General features: G+C 52.3%; 22 protein-coding genes. 16 read left to right on the top strand and 6 right to left on the bottom strand.

The features are described 5' to 3' along the window. Positions 1–12 precede the first annotated feature (12 nt). Both kdsD and WC1_RS03825 read right to left on the bottom strand, forming a co-directional pair. Positions 13–999 carry an arabinose-5-phosphate isomerase KdsD gene (gene kdsD, locus WC1_RS03820; RefSeq protein ID WP_003025063.1) on the bottom strand — a complete coding sequence of 329 codons (987 nt, stop codon included), beginning with the start codon at positions 997–999 and terminating at the stop codon, positions 13–15. 13 nt (positions 1,000–1,012) lie between these two features. Continuing rightward, complete coding sequence (locus WC1_RS03825; RefSeq protein WP_003839941.1) at positions 1,013–1,990, bottom strand: calcium/sodium antiporter; 978 nt, start codon at positions 1,988–1,990, stop codon at positions 1,013–1,015. Positions 1,991–2,205: 215 nt separating this feature from the next. Between WC1_RS03825 and mlaF the strand changes: the two genes are divergently transcribed. From mlaF to murA, 7 genes are all read left to right on the top strand, one after another. Then, complete coding sequence (mlaF, locus tag WC1_RS03830) at positions 2,206–3,006, top strand: phospholipid ABC transporter ATP-binding protein MlaF (protein WP_003025057.1); 801 nt, start codon at positions 2,206–2,208, stop codon at positions 3,004–3,006. Between the two features lie 19 nt (positions 3,007–3,025). Beyond that, complete coding sequence (gene mlaE / locus WC1_RS03835) at positions 3,026–3,808, top strand: lipid asymmetry maintenance ABC transporter permease subunit MlaE (protein WP_003025053.1); 783 nt, start codon at positions 3,026–3,028, stop codon at positions 3,806–3,808. Between the two features lie 4 nt (positions 3,809–3,812). After that, complete coding sequence (gene mlaD, locus WC1_RS03840; RefSeq protein ID WP_016151054.1) at positions 3,813–4,370, top strand: outer membrane lipid asymmetry maintenance protein MlaD; 558 nt, start codon at positions 3,813–3,815, stop codon at positions 4,368–4,370. 18 nt (positions 4,371–4,388) lie between these two features. After that, positions 4,389–5,024: a phospholipid-binding protein MlaC gene (mlaC, locus tag WC1_RS03845; protein WP_003025047.1), complete on the top strand. Its 636-nt coding sequence runs from the start codon at positions 4,389–4,391 to the stop codon at positions 5,022–5,024. Then, positions 5,024–5,317, top strand: a complete 294-nt coding sequence (gene mlaB, locus WC1_RS03850) for a lipid asymmetry maintenance protein MlaB (RefSeq protein ID WP_003025045.1) — start codon at positions 5,024–5,026, stop codon at positions 5,315–5,317. Before mlaC ends, mlaB begins: the two co-directional genes overlap by 1 nt. Positions 5,318–5,486: 169 nt before the next feature. Beyond that, positions 5,487–5,741, top strand: coding sequence for a BolA family iron metabolism protein IbaG (gene ibaG / locus WC1_RS0122965; RefSeq protein ID WP_003025040.1), 255 nt, complete (start codon positions 5,487–5,489; stop codon positions 5,739–5,741). A gap of 53 nt (positions 5,742–5,794) precedes the next feature. After that, complete coding sequence (gene murA / locus WC1_RS03855) at positions 5,795–7,054, top strand: UDP-N-acetylglucosamine 1-carboxyvinyltransferase (protein WP_003839949.1); 1,260 nt, start codon at positions 5,795–5,797, stop codon at positions 7,052–7,054. Between the two features lie 56 nt (positions 7,055–7,110). Here the strand turns inward: murA and sfsB are convergent, their stop codons facing one another. Next, the gene (sfsB, locus tag WC1_RS03860; protein ID WP_003839952.1) at positions 7,111–7,395 is read right to left on the bottom strand and encodes a DNA-binding transcriptional regulator SfsB; all 285 of its coding nucleotides are present in this window, start codon (positions 7,393–7,395) and stop codon (positions 7,111–7,113) included. Between the two features lie 222 nt (positions 7,396–7,617). Then, positions 7,618–8,589, bottom strand: coding sequence for an octaprenyl diphosphate synthase (ispB, locus tag WC1_RS0122960; protein ID WP_003025033.1), 972 nt, complete (start codon positions 8,587–8,589; stop codon positions 7,618–7,620). Positions 8,590–8,847: 258 nt separating this feature from the next. Here ispB and rplU point away from each other — a divergent pair, with 258 nt between their 5' ends. The 4 genes from rplU (at position 8,848) to cgtA (ending at position 11,717) form a co-directional block, all read left to right on the top strand. Beyond that, positions 8,848–9,159 carry a 50S ribosomal protein L21 gene (rplU, locus tag WC1_RS0122955; RefSeq protein ID WP_003025032.1) on the top strand — a complete coding sequence of 104 codons (312 nt, stop codon included), beginning with the start codon at positions 8,848–8,850 and terminating at the stop codon, positions 9,157–9,159. A gap of 19 nt (positions 9,160–9,178) precedes the next feature. Further along, positions 9,179–9,436: a 50S ribosomal protein L27 gene (gene rpmA / locus WC1_RS03865; RefSeq protein WP_003025030.1), complete on the top strand. Its 258-nt coding sequence runs from the start codon at positions 9,179–9,181 to the stop codon at positions 9,434–9,436. 127 nt (positions 9,437–9,563) lie between these two features. Beyond that, positions 9,564–10,529: a DMT family transporter gene (locus WC1_RS03870; protein WP_003025028.1), complete on the top strand. Its 966-nt coding sequence runs from the start codon at positions 9,564–9,566 to the stop codon at positions 10,527–10,529. Positions 10,530–10,544: 15 nt separating this feature from the next. Then, on the top strand, positions 10,545–11,717 hold the full coding sequence (cgtA, locus tag WC1_RS03875) for an Obg family GTPase CgtA (protein ID WP_003025024.1): 1,173 nt from the start codon (positions 10,545–10,547) through the stop codon (positions 11,715–11,717). 92 nt (positions 11,718–11,809) lie between these two features. On the opposite strand, the gene dacB is transcribed toward cgtA, so the two are convergent. Continuing rightward, a complete protein-coding gene (gene dacB, locus WC1_RS03880) occupies positions 11,810–13,243 on the bottom strand; it encodes a serine-type D-Ala-D-Ala carboxypeptidase (protein WP_016151053.1) in 1,434 nt (477 codons plus the stop codon). A gap of 248 nt (positions 13,244–13,491) precedes the next feature. Here dacB and greA point away from each other — a divergent pair, with 248 nt between their 5' ends. After that, on the top strand, positions 13,492–13,968 hold the full coding sequence (greA, locus tag WC1_RS03885) for a transcription elongation factor GreA (RefSeq protein WP_003025019.1): 477 nt from the start codon (positions 13,492–13,494) through the stop codon (positions 13,966–13,968). Positions 13,969–14,121: 153 nt separating this feature from the next. On the opposite strand, the gene yhbY is transcribed toward greA, so the two are convergent. Next, a complete protein-coding gene (gene yhbY, locus WC1_RS03890) occupies positions 14,122–14,415 on the bottom strand; it encodes a ribosome assembly RNA-binding protein YhbY (RefSeq protein ID WP_003025016.1) in 294 nt (97 codons plus the stop codon). A 125-nt stretch (positions 14,416–14,540) separates the two neighbouring features. Between yhbY and rlmE the strand changes: the two genes are divergently transcribed. The 4 genes from rlmE to glmM all read left to right on the top strand — a co-directional run bounded on the left by rlmE (position 14,541) and on the right by glmM (position 19,481). Then, entirely contained in the window at positions 14,541–15,170 is a 630-nt protein-coding gene (rlmE, locus tag WC1_RS03895) for a 23S rRNA (uridine(2552)-2'-O)-methyltransferase RlmE (protein ID WP_003025015.1), read from the top strand. Positions 15,171–15,269: 99 nt separating this feature from the next. Continuing rightward, positions 15,270–17,204 (top strand): ATP-dependent zinc metalloprotease FtsH, encoded by a 1,935-nt coding sequence (gene ftsH, locus WC1_RS03900; protein ID WP_003025013.1) that lies wholly within the window; start codon positions 15,270–15,272, stop codon positions 17,202–17,204. Between the two features lie 98 nt (positions 17,205–17,302). Then, entirely contained in the window at positions 17,303–18,151 is an 849-nt protein-coding gene (gene folP, locus WC1_RS03905; protein ID WP_016151052.1) for a dihydropteroate synthase, read from the top strand. Further along, on the top strand, positions 18,144–19,481 hold the full coding sequence (gene glmM, locus WC1_RS03910; protein ID WP_003025008.1) for a phosphoglucosamine mutase: 1,338 nt from the start codon (positions 18,144–18,146) through the stop codon (positions 19,479–19,481). Before folP ends, glmM begins: the two co-directional genes overlap by 8 nt. The last annotated feature ends 9 nt before the right edge of the window (positions 19,482–19,490 follow it).

Here is a 19,490-nt window from a genome sequence, read left to right as displayed (position 1 = left end):
TCCTTGAGTTTCTTACACTACACCTGCACGTAGCAGATCATGCATATGTAACACACCGAGTAACTGGTCGCCATCAGCAACCATTACCGAGGTGATATGGCGGGACTGCATTAAGTTCAGGGCATCGACGGCAAGAATACCCGGACGCACGCGAATGCCTCCAGGGGTCATCACATCGGCAATGCCTAACTGGCGTACATCAACGCCCATATCGAAGACACGACGTAAATCACCATCGGTGAAAATACCGTCAATCTTCATGGCATCATCGCAAATGACGGTCATGCCGAGATTTTTACGCGTGATCTCAATTAAGGCGTCACGCAGGCTGGCGTTTTTGGTTACATGCGGGATCTCGTCGCCCGTATGCATAATATCGTTAACGCGCAGTAAAAGCTTACGGCCCAGTGCGCCACCGGGATGAGACAATGCAAAATCTTCCGCGGTAAAGCCGCGCGCTTTTAATAATGCCACCGCAAGGGCATCGCCCATCACCAGTGTTGCTGTCGTGCTGCTGGTCGGCGCCAGGCCTAACGGACAAGCTTCCTTGGGCACTTTAACACACAGATGCACATCTGCTGCACGCGCCATACTGCTTTCCGGACGACCGGTCATGCAGATAAGCGGTACATGAAGACGTTTTAATACCGGGATCAGCGCCGCTATCTCATTGGATTCACCGGAGTTAGAGATGGCGATGACCACATCCTGCGGCGAGACCATACCCAGATCGCCATGTGCAGCTTCGCCTGGGTGTACAAAAAATGAGGGGGTGCCGGTGCTGGCAAATGTGGCTGCCATTTTCCGCCCGATATGGCCGGATTTCCCCATTCCCATCACCACGACTTTGCCCGGGCAACTGAATATTTTCTCGCATGCCAAGGTAAAATTTTGGTTGATGTACTGATCAAGCTCCGCCAGGCCTTCACGTTCAATTGCCAGGACTTCCTTGCCTGCTTGCTGAAAGTCAAAACCCGGTTGCAACTCTAAGTGCGACATAATGCGTTTCCAGTTATCCAACGAGAAGTGGCGATAACCAATACAGCATCGCCAGCCATATGATAAAACCGCCGGTCAGCAGCGCGCCCGCGCCGCGACCAATCTGGCGCGGACGTCGCCAGCAGAGTAATGCAAAAATAACGCTCACCAGCAGCATGACGCTGTAGTCCCGGACGAAGGCCATCGGATTGACTTCGCCCGGCGTAATCAGCGCCGGTAGCCCGAGGACGATAACAATATTAAAAATGTTCGCGCCGATAATGTTACCGACGGCAATATCGTTTTCACCTTTACGCAGACCCGCAATCGCCGTTGCCAGTTCCGGCAGGCTGGTACCAATGGCGACCACCGTCAACCCGATGGTGAGTTCGCTCATGGCGAAATAGTTCGCCAGTACGGTAGCGTTATCTACCACCATACGCGTAGCCATAGGCATAATAATCAGCGCAATACCCAACCACAAAAATGCGACGGGTAACCCGCCTTCGCGCGGCAGCTCAGCTATCTGCTCGCGTGTCAGGCTGTCATTGCCTTGTCGCTCGGCCAGACGAGCGATTTTAACAATGAATAGCAGCCATAGCACGGCCAGGAGCAGAAGAAAGAAACCGTCGCTGCGGCTCAACTGCCCGTCATACAGGACGGATGCAGCTAAAATACTTACCAGCAACATTAGCGGTAATTCACGACGCAGAACATCAGAATGCACGGTAAAAGGATGAATCAGCGCCGACAGGCCTAAAATAAGCAGAATGTTGGTGATGTTAGAACCTATGGCGGTCCCGACAGCCAGATCGAGTTGCCCATTCATCGATGCGGCAACGGAGACAATGATCTCGGGTAACGACGTACCAATGCTGACCACGGTCATTCCGATGATAATGGGGGGAATACCGACGTTTCGACATAAAATGGATGCGGCAAATACCAGACGGTCGGCACCGTAGACCACCAGAAGTAAACCAATTATTAACAGCGCCGTCGCTAAAAGCATCTAAAGTCCTTTCTTCAGGTATACTCGCCGGTCCTCTTGAAGGATCTTCTGGAAGCCGTAACGAAGTCTTAATTTTGACTTTATGCGGCTAAAAAGTAAAACAAATGCCAGCTTTCGCTAACCAGGACAGGCAATAATCTGTAAATATGTTGAGTTCAGGGCTAAATTGAGCGCCAAACTCTTCGATCAACAAGGCAATAGTAAAGGATGAATCAATGGGGCAGTCTGTGGCGAATCTAGTCGATATGCGCGATGTCAGCTTTTCCCGGGGTGACCGCTGCATCTTTGATAATATTTCCCTGACGGTACCGCGCGGTAAAGTGACGGCAATCATGGGGCCATCAGGCATCGGCAAAACGACGCTGTTGCGTCTGATTGGCGGACAGATCTCACCGGATAAGGGCGAGATTCTGTTTGACGGTGAGAACGTCCCGGCCATGTCCCGTTCGCGTTTATTTACCGTGCGTAAGCGCATGAGTATGCTGTTTCAGTCAGGTGCGCTATTTACCGACATGAATGTGTTTGACAACGTTGCGTACCCTCTGCGCGAGCATACGACGTTGCCAGCGCCGTTGCTGAAGAGCACGGTGATGATGAAGCTCGAAGCCGTCGGTCTGCGGGGTGCGGCCAAATTAATGCCTTCTGAATTATCCGGCGGGATGGCGCGCCGCGCTGCGTTAGCGCGTGCTATCGCGCTGGAGCCTGACCTCATTATGTTTGATGAGCCGTTCGTCGGTCAGGATCCCATCACCATGGGCGTGCTGGTGAAGTTGATTTCAGAACTGAACAGTGCGCTGGGTGTCACCTGTGTGGTGGTATCCCATGATGTGCCTGAAGTACTGAGTATTGCGGATTACGCCTATATAATGGCGGACAAAAAAATAGTGGCCTACGGTAGTGCTCAGGCACTACAAGAAAATGCCGATCCGCGCGTACGCCAGTTCCTTGACGGCATTGCCGATGGACCGGTTCCGTTCCGTTACCCGGCGGGTGACTACCATATCGATTTACTCTAAACAGGGAGTTAAGCCACCCATGTTGTTAAATGCGCTGGCATCACTCGGACATCGAGGAATAAAAACCCTCAGGACGTTCGGGCGAGCCGGATTAATGTTGTTCAATGCGGTTGTCGGCAAACCGGAGTTTCGCAAACATGCGCCGCTGCTGATACGCCAGCTCTATAATGTCGGTGTCTTATCGATGCTGATCATTATTGTGTCAGGCGTATTCATCGGTATGGTGTTGGGATTGCAGGGATACCTGGTGCTGACGACCTACAGTGCGGAAACCAGCCTCGGTATGCTGGTGGCGCTGTCATTGTTACGTGAGCTGGGGCCGGTTGTTGCGGCGCTGCTGTTTGCCGGGCGAGCCGGATCGGCCTTAACCGCAGAGATTGGTCTGATGAGAGCGACCGAGCAGCTTTCCAGCCTGGAAATGATGGCCGTCGATCCACTGCGCCGGGTGATCTCTCCGCGTTTTTGGGCCGGTGTCATTTCATTGCCGCTGCTAACGATTATATTTGTCGCCGTGGGGATCTGGGGTGGTTCACTGGTTGGCGTAAGCTGGAAGGGTATTGATGCGGGCTTTTTCTGGTCGGCTATGCAAAATGCCGTCGACTGGCGTCTGGACCTGGTCAACTGTCTGATTAAGAGCGTGGTGTTCGCCATTACGGTCACCTGGATTGCATTGTTCAATGGTTATGATGCGATCCCGACCTCTGCCGGGATTAGCCGGGCAACGACACGCACCGTTGTGCACGCCTCTCTTGCCGTTCTGGGGCTGGATTTTGTGCTGACCGCACTGATGTTTGGGAATTGAGTTCATGCAAACGAAAAAAAATGAAATTTGGGTCGGGTTATTCCTGCTGGTTGCGCTGCTGGCTGCGCTGTTTGTCTGCCTGAAGGCGGCGAACGTTACCTCAATGCGTACTGAGCCGACTTACACGATTTATGCGACCTTTGATAATATCGGCGGCCTGAGAGAGCGTTCTCCGGTGCGGATTGGCGGGGTGGTAGTTGGACGCGTATCGGACATCTCGTTAGATCCGAAAACGTACCTGCCGCGCGTGACGCTGGAAATCGAATTGCGTTTTAACCATATTCCTGACACCAGTTCTCTGAGCATCCGTACTTCCGGTCTGCTGGGCGAACAGTATCTGGCATTGAACGTGGGTTTTGAAGATCCTGAGCTGGGAACGTCTATCCTCAAAGATGGCGGTACGATTCAGGACACGAAATCCGCGATGGTGCTGGAAGATATGATTGGTCAGTTCCTTTACAACAGCAACAGCAAAGGTGATGACAATAAGAATTCTGGCGATGCGCCAGCCGCAACTGAAGGCAATAATGAAGCCACTACGCCTGCGGGCGCAACGAAATAATATCAGGAGAATCGACGTATGTTTAAACGATTGATGATGGTGGCTATGCTGGTGATTGCTCCACTTAGCGCGGCAACCGCAGCAGACCAGACTAACCCGTACAAACTGATGGATGAGGCGGCGCAAAAGACCTTTGACCGTCTGAAAAACGAGCAACCAAAAATCCGTTCCAACCCCGATTACCTGCGTCAGGTCGTCGATCAGGAACTGCTGCCTTATGTGCAGGTTAAGTATGCCGGTGCGCTGGTGCTGGGCCGTTACTACAAAGATGCGACTCCTGCCCAACGTGAAGCCTATTTTGCTGCATTCCGTGAATATCTGAAGCAGGCTTACGGCCAGGCACTGGCGATGTACCACGGCCAGACTTATCAGATTGCCCCTGAGCAGCCGTTGGGTGATGCGACCATCGTACCTATCCGCGTAACCATCATCGATCCAAACGGTCGTCCTCCGGTACGTCTGGATTTCCAGTGGCGTAAAAACTCCCAGACCGGTAACTGGCAGGCGTATGACATGATCGCCGAAGGCGTAAGTATGATCACCACCAAACAAAATGAGTGGAGCGACCTGCTGCGTACCAAAGGTATTGATGGCCTGACGGCACAGTTGAAATCTATTTCTCAGCAGAAAATCACTCTGGAAGAGAAAAAATAATGACGCAGTCACTCACCTGGACGCGCGAAGGCGACAAGCTGGTGCTGGTGGGAGAACTGGATCAGGACGTGTTAAATCCCTTATGGGATGCGCGAATTGAGGCGATGAAAGGGGTATCCTGCATCGATCTGAACCAGGTATCCCGGGTAGATACCGGCGGTCTGGCGTTACTGTTGCATCTGATTAATCAAGGCAAGCAGCAGGGAAACAGCGTTTCGCTCACTGGTGTTAACGATAAAGTGTACACGCTGGCGCAGCTTTACAATTTGCCTGACGACGTCCTTCCGCGTTAATTTTTCCAGGCCGGATAAGGTCTTGTGCCGCTATCCGGCAAAACCCCTGAGGGGGATCTGCCACTAAAGCCTTGTCTGATTTATCAGCGAGGCTTTTTGCTTATTTATGACAGCGCCACTTTGCTCTAAGATGTTGGGCTGTTTTCACTATCTGACGAATGAAGAGCCCATGGAAAATAATGAAATTCAGAGCGTGCTGATGAATGCACTCTCCCTCCAGGAAGTCCACGTTTCTGGCGACGGCAGTCACTTTCAGGTTATTGCCGTGGGTGAGATGTTTGAAGGCATGAGCCGGGTCAAGAAGCAGCAATCGGTCTATGGCCCGTTGATGGAGTACATTGCGGACAACCGCATTCATGCCGTGTCGATTAAGGCGTTTACCCCAGCGGAATGGGCGCGCGATCGCAAACTTAACGGTTTTTGAGCTACGGGTGATGTGCCGGTAGCGAAGATAAATTCTTAACAGAGAACAGAATAATGGATAAATTTCGTGTTCAGGGGCCAACCAAGCTCCAGGGCGAAGTCACAATTTCAGGCGCTAAAAACGCCGCACTGCCGATCCTGTTTGCGGCGCTGCTGGCTGAAGAACCTGTAGAGATCCAAAACGTCCCGAAACTGAAGGACGTTGACACATCAATGAAGCTGTTGAGCCAGTTGGGTGCGAAAGTTGAGCGTAATGGTTCCGTGCACATTGATGCGCGTGATGTGAACGTCTTCTGTGCGCCGTACGATCTGGTGAAAACCATGCGTGCATCCATTTGGGCGCTCGGGCCGCTGGTTGCTCGCTTTGGTCAGGGCCAGGTTTCACTGCCGGGCGGCTGCACCATCGGCGCGCGTCCGGTTGACCTGCACATTACCGGTCTGGAGCAGTTAGGCGCGACTATCAAGCTGGAAGAAGGCTATGTGAAAGCGTCCGTTGATGGCCGTCTGAAAGGCGCGCATATTGTCATGGACAAAGTGAGCGTCGGTGCGACTGTCACCATCATGTGTGCAGCAACGCTTGCCGAAGGCACCACCATCATCGAAAACGCCGCGCGCGAGCCGGAGATTGTGGATACCGCGAACTTCCTGATTGCGCTGGGCGCGAAGATCACTGGCCAGGGCACAGATCGTATTACGATCGAAGGCGTTGAGCGTCTCGGCGGCGGTGTGTATCGCGTTCTGCCAGACCGCATCGAAACCGGTACCTTCCTGGTGGCGGCGGCAATTTCTCGTGGCAAAATTATCTGCCGTAATGCACAACCGGACACACTGGATGCCGTTCTGGCGAAGCTGCGTGATGCGGGTGCGGATATTGAAGTGGGTGATGACTGGATCAGCCTTGATATGCACGGCAAACGTCCGAAAGCGGTCAATGTGCGTACTGCGCCGCATCCGGCGTTCCCTACCGATATGCAGGCCCAGTTCACGCTGCTGAACCTGGTGGCAGAAGGGACCGGCTTCATCACGGAAACCGTGTTTGAGAACCGCTTTATGCACGTGCCTGAGCTGAGCCGTATGGGCGCTCACGCAGAAATCGAAAGCAATACCGTGATTTGCCACGGCGTGGAAACACTCTCAGGCGCACAGGTTATGGCGACCGATCTGCGTGCATCTGCAAGTTTAGTGCTGGCAGGTTGTATTGCTGAAGGTACAACAGTGGTCGATCGTATTTATCACATCGATCGCGGCTATGAGCGCATCGAAGATAAACTGCGTGCGCTGGGCGCAAACATTGAGCGCGTGAAAGGCGAGTAATCGTCAACGTCTCTTGTAACCCCCAGTTCAGTTGGCCGGGGGTTACAGCTCAATGTTCATTCCGGATTCTTTTTCTCTCTGCGACTCCTCATCATCCGCGTTCTGTCGATGAACTCATGCGTTTTGGCATCGTGATAGCGTGACGGCCAAATCACCCAGGGATCAGTTCCCAGTGCCCGGGCGATAATCAACTCACCTTTTGGCCATGGTCTCGTTAACGCATTTGCCAGCGTTGATGAACTCAATCCATTTTTACGTGATTCAGCGGCCATTGAGGTCCCTTTCTTGCGCAGTCCGGCGATGATGTCGGCCGGATGCCAGTCAATCAGCTTGTTTTCCATAAATTCATCTCTCCTTTGGTTAACGACTTACGGTTCCACGATCGGTTGTGGCGACACTATAACGCCCGAAGAACGAATGTTCTAAAATGTTCATGTAAAGTGTCTGTATATTCAGAATATGCCAAGGTTCTGCGTGATTATCCGGAGGAGAGTGGGGGGGGTACTAGAACTTATAAAAAAATCCCGTGCAGAGCACGGGATGAGGGAGGATGCTGTAGGGAATTAACGGTCGCGCTGTACGGCGATATGTGCCAGACCAATCAGCGCTTCTCTCCACGGCGTATCAGGCAGCACCTGCAACGCAGCGATGGCCTTATCTGCCTCTTCTTCTGCACGTTGGCGCGTCCACTCCAGGGAACCACAGGCGTTCATCGCTTCAAGAACCGGCTCCAGAAGGTGACGACCATTACCTTGCTCAATGGCCTGGCGGATCATTTGCGCTTGTTCTGGAGTACCGTGGCGCATGGCATGCAGCAGCGGCAGCGTAGGTTTACCCTCGTTGAGGTCATCACCGACGTTTTTACCCAACTGCTCGCCATCTGCGCTGTAATCCAGCAAATCGTCAATTAACTGGAAAGCTGTGCCGAGATAACGGCCATAATCCTGCAACCCTTTTTCTTGTTCTTCGCTACAGCCAGCCAGAATGCCTGAACATTGGGCTGCCGCTTCAAACAACCGCGCCGTCTTACTGTAGATGACGCGCATATAGTTTTCTTCGGTGATGTCTGGGTCGTTGACGTTCATCAGCTGCAAGACTTCACCTTCGGCGATGACGTTGACTGCTTTCGACATGACTTCCAGCACTTTCAACGAGCCAAGGCTGGTCATCATCTGAAATGCGCGGGTATAGATAAAATCGCCAACCAGCACGCTGGCCGCATTACCAAACGCCGCATTTGCCGTAGCTTTCCCACGGCGCATGTCTGACTCATCCACAACATCATCGTGCAGCAGGGTCGCTGTGTGGATAAACTCGATGAGGGCCGCGATCGTAACGTGCGCATTTTCCTGGTAACCAACGGCCCGCGCTGCGAGGACGGCGATCATTGGGCGAATGCGTTTTCCGCCGCCGCTAACGATGTAGTACCCCAGTTGATTGATCAACTGAACGTCAGAATTGAGCTGTTCAAGGATTGTCGCATTGACCCCCGCCATATCTTGCGCGGTTAACTCATTGATTTTTTCTAAATTCATCGCAAAAGCCGGGCTTCTCGCCCCGATTACCTTACTGTGTGAGAAGGTAACGTCGGGTTTAGGGTTATAAATATATGCTGATTGTACTGAAAAAACGCCGTAGATAAACGTTACCGTACGTGTTGTGTTTTTTTTCTTCATGTATTGACGGTAGCACTTGTCAAAGGCTCGCGTTTTGCGTAATATTCGCGCCCTATTGTGAATATTTATAGCGCACTCTGAATCATCAAAAAGGTGTGCGCGGAAGCGGAGTTTTTTATGTACGCGGTTTTCCAAAGTGGTGGTAAACAACACCGAGTAAGCGAAGGTCAGACCGTTCGCCTGGAAAAGCTGGACATCGCAACTGGCGAATCTGTTGAATTCGCAGAAGTTCTGATGATCGCAAACGGTGAAGAAGTCAAAATCGGCGTTCCTTTCGTTGATGGCGGCGTTATCAAAGCTGAAGTTGTTGCTCACGGTCGTGGCGAGAAAGTTAAAATTGTTAAGTTTCGTCGTCGTAAACACTACCGTAAGCAGCAGGGCCATCGTCAGTGGTTCACTGATGTGAAAATCACTGGCATCAGCGCTTAAGTTAAGGGGAGCAGATTAAATGGCACATAAAAAGGCTGGCGGCTCGACTCGTAACGGTCGCGATTCAGAAGCTAAACGTCTGGGCGTAAAACGCTTCGGCGGTGAAACAGTTCTGGCTGGTAGCATCATCGTTCGTCAACGTGGTACTAAATTCCACGCTGGCTCCAACGTTGGTTGCGGCAAAGACCACACTCTGTTTGCTAAAGCAGACGGTAAAGTGAAATTTGAAGTGAAAGGCCCGAAAAACCGTAAATTCATCAGCATCGTTGCTGAATAAGTTTTTCGCGTCCCGGTAACGGATAAAAGCCCCGCAACACGTTGCGGGGCTTTTTACATTCGACGGCCGGTAAATACGCTCGTCACGCCGTGACAACCCGGAAACGAGCCCTTGCAGGGAATACGGCATGAAGCAACAGGCAGGCATTGGTATTCTGTTAGCACTCACAACGGCAGTATGTTGGGGGGCTTTGCCAATAGCAATGAAGCAAGTGCTGGAGGTGATGGAGCCTCCTACCGTGGTGTTCTACCGTTTTTTAATGGCAAGCATTGGCCTTGGCGCTATTCTTGCGGTTAAAAAAAAGCTCCCTCCGTTGCGTATTTTTCGCAAAGCGCGTTGGCTGGTGTTGCTGGCTATCGCAACCGGTGGGCTGTTCGGTAACTTCATTCTGTTTAGTTCATCCTTGCAGTATTTGAGCCCAACGGCTTCGCAGGTTATCGGTCAGCTGTCACCGGTTGGTATGATGATCGCCAGCGTCTTTATCCTGAAAGAAAAGATGCGCGGCACGCAAGTAATTGGCGCCATTATGCTTCTGAGCGGCCTGGTCCTGTTTTTTAATACCAGTCTGATCGAAATTTTTACCCGACTCACCGATTACACCTGGGGCGTTATCTTTGGTGTCGGTGCGGCGATGGTTTGGGTGAGCTATGGGGTCGCGCAAAAGGTGTTATTGCGCCGCCTGGCATCACCGCAGATCCTGTTTTTACTGTACACTTTATGTACGATTGCGTTGTTGCCGCTGGCTAAACCCGGTGTCATCACGCAGCTCAGCGACTGGCAGCTGGCATGCCTGGTATTCTGCGGCCTGAATACGCTGGTAGGATACGGCGCTCTTGCGGAAGCGATGGCGCGTTGGCAGGCGGCGCAGGTGAGCGCTATTATCACGCTCACACCGCTGTTTACGTTGTTATTTTCAGATTTATTATCACTGGCCTGGCCCGATTTCTTCGCCAGACCGATGCTAAACCTATTAGGTTATCTCGGTGCGTTTATCGTGGTTGCGGGCGCGATGTATTCCGCCATTGGTCATCGAATTTGGGGCGGTTTACGTAAGCATGAAACGGTGGTTTCGCAACCCCGCTCAGGCGAATGATTTACGGAGAGTAAAATGAAGTTTGTTGATGAAGCATCGATTCTGGTCGTTGCAGGTGATGGCGGTAATGGTTGCGTCAGCTTCCGCCGCGAAAAGTACATCCCAAAAGGCGGTCCGGACGGTGGTGATGGTGGTGACGGTGGTGACGTTTGGCTGGAAGCCGACGAAAACCTGAACACGCTGATCGATTACCGTTTTGAAAAATCATTCCGTGCGGAACGTGGTCAGAATGGCGCGAGCCGTGATTGCACCGGTAAGCGTGGCAAAGACGTCACGATTAAAGTGCCTGTTGGTACGCGTGTTATCGATCAGGGCACGGGCGAAACCATGGGCGACATGACCAAACACGGTCAGCGTCTGATGGTCGCTAAAGGCGGCTGGCATGGTCTGGGCAACACCCGTTTCAAATCATCGGTTAACCGTACTCCGCGTCAGAAAACAATGGGTACGCCGGGTGATAAGCGCGATCTGATGCTGGAGCTGATGCTGCTGGCAGACGTGGGTATGCTGGGTATGCCAAATGCCGGGAAATCGACGTTTATCCGTGCAGTATCTGCGGCGAAGCCGAAAGTCGCTGATTATCCCTTCACCACCCTGGTGCCGAGCCTGGGCGTGGTGCGTATGGACAACGAAAAGAGCTTCGTGGTTGCCGACATTCCGGGGCTGATTGAAGGTGCGGCTGAAGGCGCAGGCCTGGGTATCCGCTTCCTGAAACATCTGGAACGTTGCCGCGTGTTGCTGCACCTCATCGATATCGATCCGATTGACGGTTCCGATCCGGTAGAAAACGCACGTATCATTATTGGCGAACTGGAAAAATACAGTCAGGATCTGGCATCTAAACCGCGCTGGTTAGTGTTCAACAAAATTGATTTGATGGACAAGGCTGAAGCGGAAGAGAAAGCGAAAGCGATCGCCGAAGCGCTGGGCTGGGAAGGTAAATATTACCTGATCTCTGCCGCCAGCCAGCTGGGCGTGAAGGATCTTTGCTGGGATGTGATGACCTTTATTATCGAGAACCCGATTGTTCAGGCTGAAGAAGCGAAACAGCCAGAGAAAGTTGAGTTCATGTGGGATGATTATCACCGCCAGCAGCTCGCTGAAGTCGAAGACGAAGCGGAAGATGACTGGGATGACGATTGGGACGAAGAAGACGACGAAGGCGTCGAGTTCATCTACAAGCGTTAATCGCATGAAAAACCCCGGACAAGTTGCCGGGGTTTTTGTTTCCAGTTTGCGTAGGCCGGATAAGCGTAAGCGCCATCCGGCATCTTCAAAATCTAATTGTTCTGATAAATATCCTTGTACAACCGGCTCTCGAAGCGCACCAACGGAATACGGCGATTACGCTGGTCAGCCGGCTCTACCGCATAACCAGACAAATATTGCACGAATGCCATGCGTTGGCCGCTTGCCGTGGTAATGAAGCCAGCAAGGTTATAGACTCCTTGCAGCGAGCCTGTCTTCGCCGATACTTTGCCATCCACACCAGCCTGATGCAGACCCGCACGGTATTGCAGGGAGCCGTCGTGCCCCGCCAACGGCAGCATAGTGATAAAGTTCAGCTCGTTATCGTGTTGAGCGATATATTGCAGCACCTGCATCATGGTTGCCGGAGCAATCAGGTTATGCCGGGAGAGGCCTGAACCGTCGGCAATAATGGTGTTGCCGATATCAACGCCCGCCTGCTGACGCAAAATCTGGCGTACGGCATCAGAACCCGCCCGCCAGGTGCCTGGCACGTTAAATCGGACATGACCAATCATACGGAAAACGGTATCGGCAATCATGTTGTCCGATTTTTTCAGCATAATCTTAAGCAGGTCATGCAGTGGCGCTGACTGCTTACTGGCGACCACCGTTCCCGGCTCGTTGACCATCGTCTGGCGCAGCAGCGTACCGCTGTAGGTGATACCTGCTTGTTTTAGCTCATCTTTGATAATCGCCCCGGCATAGCTGGCTCCGTCCTGAATGGCGAACGCCAGCGGCAGCGGATCGGCTCGTTGGGGCAGGCATCCGGTCAGCGTATAGCGGTTGAGATCGCCGGGAACCACATCCAGTTCACAATATTGCACTTCCGCAGAACCTCGGGCGAGAGTACGCACCTGACTGAACATGGTGACTGGGTAATAAGATGCCACGCGAATAAAGGCGAGATCGTTGGGTTTTTGCGCGCTGTAGAGTGAAACCGAGAAACAGTTTCTATCGACAATAGCCGCTGCGGGCGGTGCGCTAAAACACTGCGTCATGTCGTTCCAGGGCCAACCGGGCGCTTTATCATGACTGGCGAAAATAGAGGTGTCGATCAGGACATTTCCGGCAATTTGCGTCACGCCTGATTTTTTCAGGGTTGCCACCATATTGCGAATATCCTGGCGTTTTAGCGTCGGATCAGCACCAAATCGTGCCACTAAGTCACCTTTCAATACGCCGCCTTCCACGTTGCCTTTAGTCTCAAGCGTAGTGGTAAAACGAAAGTCAGGCCCGAGCTGAATCAATGCCGCCAGCGCGGTGATCACTTTCTGGGTACTGGCCGGCAGCGCCATCTGCTGGCTATGAAAATCAATAGCGGGTGCAGGTGCGCCAACCTTCTGTACCATAAGGGCGAGGTTGGCCCCGGCAGGGAGCTGATTGATATACTCGTCGACGTTCGCAGCCTGAACACTGAACGCTATACTGGCAGTCAATCCGATGGTAAATCTGGAAAATCGCATAATCTCGCGCTAACAACCTGGAAACAGGCCGTCATACTACGGCGCAACGCCCCAAAAAGTAAACGATGACCCATAAGGAACTCCAGGGTAAAATGATCATCAAATAGAGAATTGTAGCTGACCTGGGACCTTGAGCCCCGGGTCGGTATTTTTTTGCTTCTGACTCTGGCATGACATTCGCCAGGGTGGGCTTAGCAGCCGGGGTGAGAGCAACTGCCCCCTACAGGAATGTTCAAGAGGTATAACAAATGCAAGCTATCCCGATGACCTTACGTGGTGCTGAAAAACTGCGCGAAGAGCTGGATTTTCTGAAATCTGTGCGCCGTCCTGAAATTATTGCCGCTATCGCTGAAGCGCGTGAGCACGGTGACCTGAAAGAGAACGCGGAGTATCACGCGGCGCGCGAACAGCAGGGTTTCTGCGAAGGACGCATTAAAGATATCGAGGCTAAACTGTCCAACGCGCAGGTAATCGATGTTACTAAAATGCCGAACAATGGCCGCGTTGTTTTCGGCGCGACGGTTACCGTGTTGAATCTCGATAACGATGAAGAGCAGACCTGGCGTATTGTCGGCGATGATGAAGCCGATTTTAAACAGAACCTGATTTCAGTGAACTCGCCTATCGCTCGTGGCCTTATCGGTAAAGAGCAGGATGACGTCGTGGTTATCAAAACGCCGGGCGGCGAAGTGGAATATGAAGTGACGAAGGTAGAATACCTGTAATTCGCATCTTGGTTAAGATGTTGATACATTGTAAAGAAAGGAAAAAGGCCGCATAGCGGCCTTTTATCAACGAAGAGAGCGTGGCATTTTGCTCTCCTGCTAGCGGAAAACCCCGCGTTTTACACAAACTTCGTGTTCAACTTTGGGATATTCTTAGCGTGGCAGCGAGATTTTACGTTCTTTAGTCGGGCGATACAGTACCAGCGTTTTGCCGATGACCTGCACATTACAGGCGCCGGTTTCGCGTACGATAGCTTCCACGATCAAGGTTTTAGTATCGCGATCTTCCGAGGCGATTTTCACCTTGATAAGTTCATGGTGCTCTAACGCTTGTTCAATCTCGGCCAGTACCCCTTCGGTCAAACCATTGTTGCCAAGCATAACTACAGGCTTGAGCGGATGTGCCAGACCTTTCAGGTGCTGTTTTTGTTTAGTACTCAGATTCATCGTATATTTTTGCTTACGTTGGGATTGAAAACGGGTCATTCTACCGCCATCTCCCATATATCACCAAATAGCTGTGTAGAAATTTACACCATTGGTTACGATGAACTGCCCTTTGGGAATGTGAAATGACAGGTAAAAAGCGTTCTGCCAGCTCGAGTCGCTGGCTTCAGGAACACTTTAGCGATAAATATGTTCAACAGGCGCAGAAAAAGGGGTTACGTTCCCGTGCCTGGTTTAAACTTGATGAAATACAGCAAAGTGACAAAATTTTTAAACCGGGGATGACGATAGTTGATCTCGGTGCTGCACCCGGTGGCTGGTCGCAATATGCAGTTACGCAGATCGGCAACACCGGCCGCATTATCGCTTGCGATCTTTTACCTATGGATCCAATCGTTGGTGTGGACTTCCTTCAGGGCGACTTTCGTGATGAATTAGTCCTGAAAGCGTTACTTGAACGCGTAGGTGACAGTAAAGTACAAGTTGTCATGTCTGATATGGCGCCAAATATGTGTGGAACACCGGCGGTGGATATTCCCCGGGCCATGTATCTGGTAGAGCTGGCGCTTGGAATGGCTCGTGATGTATTAGCGCCAGGTGGTAGTTTTGTAGTGAAGGTGTTCCAGGGCGAAGGCTTCGATGAGTATCTAAGAGAGATTCGCTCCCTGTTTACGAAGGTCAAAGTTCGTAAGCCGGACTCTTCTCGCGCCCGTTCGCGTGAAGTGTATATTGTAGCGACCGGGCGTAAACCATAACCGGCAGATTTCAAACGAAAGTTTGAAAGAAACTGGATATAGAGTATCCTGACGCTGTTTTTAACACAGTTGTAATATGAGGTTAATCCCTTGAGTGACATGGCGAAAAACCTAATTCTCTGGCTGGTCATTGCCGTTGTGCTGATGTCAGTATTCCAGAGCTTTGGGCCCAGCGAGTCTAATGGCCGTAAGGTTGATTACTCTACCTTCCTGCAAGAGGTCAATCAGGACCAGGTTCGTGAAGCGAAGATCAACGGACGTGAGATTAACGTTACCAAGAAAGATAGTAACCGTTACACGACCTACATCCCGGTTAACGATCCGAAGCTGCTTGATAACCTGCTGACCAAAAACGTCAAGGTTGTTGGCGAACCACCTGAAGAGCCGAGCCTGCTGGCTTCTATCTTCATTTCCTGGTTCCCAATGCTGCTGCTGATTGGTGTCTGGATCTTCTTCATGCGTCAGATGCAGGGCGGTGGTGGCAAAGGTGCCATGTCGTTCGGCAAGAGCAAAGCGCGCATGCTGACGGAAGATCAGATCAAAACGACTTTTGCTGACGTTGCGGGTTGTGACGAAGCAAAAGAAGAAGTCGCTGAGCTGGTTGAGTATCTGCGCGAACCGAGCCGTTTCCAGAAACTGGGCGGTAAAATCCCGAAAGGCGTCCTGATGGTCGGTCCTCCGGGTACGGGTAAAACCCTGCTGGCGAAAGCTATCGCAGGTGAAGCGAAGGTTCCATTCTTCACAATTTCCGGTTCTGATTTCGTGGAAATGTTCGTGGGTGTCGGTGCATCTCGTGTGCGTGACATGTTCGAACAAGCCAAAAAAGCGGCACCGTGCATCATCTTCATCGATGAAATCGACGCCGTAGGCCGCCAGCGTGGCGCAGGTCTGGGCGGTGGTCACGATGAACGTGAACAGACGCTGAACCAGATGCTGGTTGAGATGGACGGCTTCGAAGGTAACGAAGGTATTATCGTTATCGCAGCGACTAACCGTCCGGACGTTCTTGACCCTGCGCTGCTTCGTCCAGGCCGTTTCGACCGTCAGGTTGTGGTTGGTCTGCCGGACGTTCGCGGTCGTGAACAGATCCTGAAAGTGCATATGCGTCGCGTGCCGCTGTCTCCGGATATCGATGCGGCAATCATTGCACGTGGTACGCCTGGCTTCTCCGGTGCGGACCTCGCGAACCTGGTCAACGAAGCGGCACTGTTTGCTGCTCGTGGCAACAAGCGCGTAGTGTCGATGGTTGAGTTCGAAAAAGCGAAAGACAAAATCATGATGGGTGCGGAACGTCGCTCCATGGTGATGACGGAAGCGCAGAAAGAATCTACCGCGTATCACGAAGCTGGCCACGCGATTATCGGTCGCCTGGTGCCGGAACACGATCCGGTGCACAAAGTGACGATTATCCCGCGCGGTCGTGCGCTGGGTGTGACCTTCTTCCTGCCTGAAGGCGATGCAATCAGCGCCAGCCGTCAGAAACTGGAAAGTCAGATCTCCACATTGTACGGTGGCCGTCTGGCGGAAGAGATCATCTACGGTGCTGAACATGTTTCTACCGGTGCGTCGAACGACATTAAAGTCGCGACTAACCTGGCGCGTAACATGGTTACTCAGTGGGGCTTCTCCGATAAACTCGGTCCGTTGCTGTACGCTGAAGAAGAAGGCGAAGTGTTCCTGGGACGTTCTGTGGCGAAAGCGAAACACATGTCCGATGAAACCGCTCGCATTATCGATCAGGAAGTTAAACTGCTGATTGAGCGTAACTATGACCGTGCACGTCGTTTGCTGAACGAAAACATGGACATTCTGCACTCAATGAAAGATGCGCTCATGAAATATGAGACTATCGATGCGCCGCAGATTGACGATCTGATGGCTCGCCGCGATGTGCGTCCGCCTGCGGGTTGGGAAGAACCGGGTTCTTCTAACAACAACTCTGGCAGCACCGGCAAGCCGAGTGCACCGCGTCCGGTTGATGAACCGCGTGCGCCGGACTCTGGCACTATGTCAGAGCAGCTGGGCGACAAATAAGTTATCGTTGATGATGACCGTGTTTTAATTGAAAACCCTGGGGCTTGCTCCGGGGTTTTTCTTATCTGCATATTCAAGATTTTACCAGGGATAAAACTATGAAACTCTTTGCTCAGGGTTCTTCACTGGATCTCAGCCATCCGCACGTCATGGGGATTTTGAACGTCACGCCAGACTCATTTTCCGATGGTGGAGCGCACAACTCTTTGGTTGAGGCGGTAAAACACGCAAACCTGATGATTAACGCCGGGGCGACTATCATTGATGTGGGTGGTGAGTCCACGCGTCCGGGCGCGGCTGATGTGAGTGTTGAAGAAGAGTTGCAGCGAGTGATCCCTGTGGTAGAGGCGATTGCTCAGCGTTTTGAAGTGTGGATTTCGGTTGATACCTCAAAGCCCGAAGTGATCCGCGAATGCGCCAGGGTTGGCGCGCATATCATCAATGACATTCGCTCACTCTCGGAGCCTGGAGCGTTGGAAGCCGCAGCGGAGGCCGGATTGCCGGTTTGCCTGATGCATATGCAGGGGCAGCCGAAAACCATGCAGGAAGCGCCAAAGTATGAGGATGTTTTTGCTGAGGTAGATCGTTACTTTGTTGAGCAAATAGCACGTTGCGAGCGGGCTGGAATCACAAAAGATAAATTGTTGCTCGACCCCGGATTCGGATTCGGTAAAAATCTCACTCACAACTACACATTACTGGCACGTCTGGCGGAGTTTCATTATTTTAATCTGCCGCTGCTGGTTGGGATGTCACGAAAATCAATGGTCGGTCAGTTACTGAATGTGGGGCCATCTGAACGCCTGAGCGGTAGTCTTGCGTGCGCGGTGATTGCCGCAATGCAGGGGGCGCAGATCGTTCGTGTCCATGACGTCAAAGAAACCGTAGAAGCGATGCGTGTGGTGGAAGCCACATTGTCTGCAAAGGAAAAAAAACGCTATGAGTAATCGTAAATATTTTGGCACTGATGGGATCCGCGGTCGCGTAGGTGATGCCCCAATTACTCCTGACTTTGTGCTCAAGCTGGGCTGGGCTGCAGGGAAAGTGCTGGCTCGTCATGGTTCACGTAAAATTATTATCGGTAAAGATACGCGTATTTCCGGCTATATGCTGGAGTCCGCGCTGGAAGCGGGCCTGGCAGCCGCCGGACTCTCAGCCTCATTCACAGGGCCAATGCCAACACCTGCCGTTGCTTATCTGACGCGTGCTTTCCGTGCTGAGGCCGGGATTGTTATCTCCGCTTCGCACAACCCATTCTATGACAATGGGATTAAATTCTTCTCCATCGATGGGACCAAACTGCCGGATGCGGTTGAAGAAGCTATCGAAGCCGAAATGGAAAAAGCGATCACCTGCGTGGACTCGGCTGAACTGGGTAAAGCTACCCGTATCGTTGATGCTGCCGGTCGCTATATCGAGTTTTGCAAAGGCACCTTCCCGAACGAACTGAGTCTGAGTGAGCTTAAAATTGTGGTGGATTGCGCTAACGGTGCAACGTACCACATTGCACCAAATGTACTGCGTGAGCTGGGTGCAAACGTGATTGCCATTGGCTGTGAGCCAAACGGTGTGAACATCAATGAAGAAGTCGGCGCCACTGACGTCCGTGCCCTGCAGGCGCGCGTGATTGCGGAAAAAGCCGATCTGGGTATTGCGCTGGACGGCGATGGCGACCGCGTTATTATGGTTGACCACGAAGGCAATAAGGTCGATGGCGATCAGATCATGTACATCATCGCCCGTGAAGCCCTGCGTCAGGGACAGCTGCGTGGTGGTGCGGTAGGTACGTTGATGAGCAACATGGGCCTCGAGCTGGCGCTGAAACAGCTGGGTATTCCTTTTGCTCGGGCGAAAGTTGGCGACCGCTATGTGCTGGAAAAAATGCAGGAAAAAGGCTGGCGTATCGGTGCCGAAAACTCTGGTCATGTGATCCTGCTGGACAAAACCACCACTGGTGACGGCATCGTGGCGGGGCTGCAGGTGCTGGCGGCGATGGTGCGCAACCATATGAGTTTGCACGACCTGTGCAGCGGCATGAAAATGTTCCCACAGCTGCTGGTTAACGTACGTTACACCGCAGGTAGCGGCGATCCGCTGGAACATGAAAATGTGAAAGCGGTGATGGCGGAAGTGGAAGCGGCGCTGGGTAACCGTGGACGCGTCCTGCTGCGTAAGTCTGGTACCGAACCGTTAATTCGTGTGATGGTTGAAGGTGAAGACGAAGCGCAGGTGACTGAATTCGCCCACCGTATTGCCGATGCTGTGAAAGCGGCGTAATCCCGAAGA

It is taken from the genome of Citrobacter sp. KTE30, from assembly GCF_000398825.1.
GTDB lineage: Bacteria > Pseudomonadota > Gammaproteobacteria > Enterobacterales > Enterobacteriaceae > Citrobacter > Citrobacter freundii.
Note: the sequence above shows the minus strand (reverse complement) of the source record. Positions and strands in the feature narration are given on the sequence as shown.